The sequence below is a fragment of the Aquimarina sp. AWH4_224 genome, assembly GCF_056160245.1.
In genome coordinates this window covers 1-419 of record NZ_JBSWWU010000060.1, presented here as the reverse complement: position 1 = coordinate 419, position 419 = coordinate 1, and the positions used below count along the sequence as shown (strand labels likewise).

Here is a 419-nt window from a genome sequence, read left to right as displayed (position 1 = left end):
ACATCGGCCTGATCATATTGCTCGGCAGCTTTTAAGGTCTGAGCATATCGAAAATAATACTCCGCCTCTGCCTCACTACTGTAATCATCAATTAACTCCTTATACCATTTCTGTGCCTCTGCATATTCACTGTTGAAATAATAACTATTGGCCAACTTCTTTAACAAATCGGCATCCTTGTAGCCTTTCTTTATGATCTTTAGATAGGTCTCTTGGGCATCGATATACTCATATCGATCATATTGACCCTGGGCCTTGGCTAGTTTCTTCTCTTGACCAAAAGAAACCGATAGCATAACTAAGGAAACTAAAACAACTGAAAGTAAATCTCTCTTCATATCAATGGTTAGGTTATAATATCTCTACTATTAAAAGAATCTTGGAGTCAGCATTCTATTGTATTTCTTAAATAACTCAAA

General features: G+C 36.3%; 1 pseudogene. It reads right to left on the bottom strand.

Going from position 1 to position 419, the window contains the following annotated elements:
- A pseudogene (locus ACXAGJ_RS24690) lies at positions 1-338 on the bottom strand (OmpA family protein); the annotation flags it as partial.
- Between the last annotated feature and the right edge of the window lie 81 nt (positions 339-419).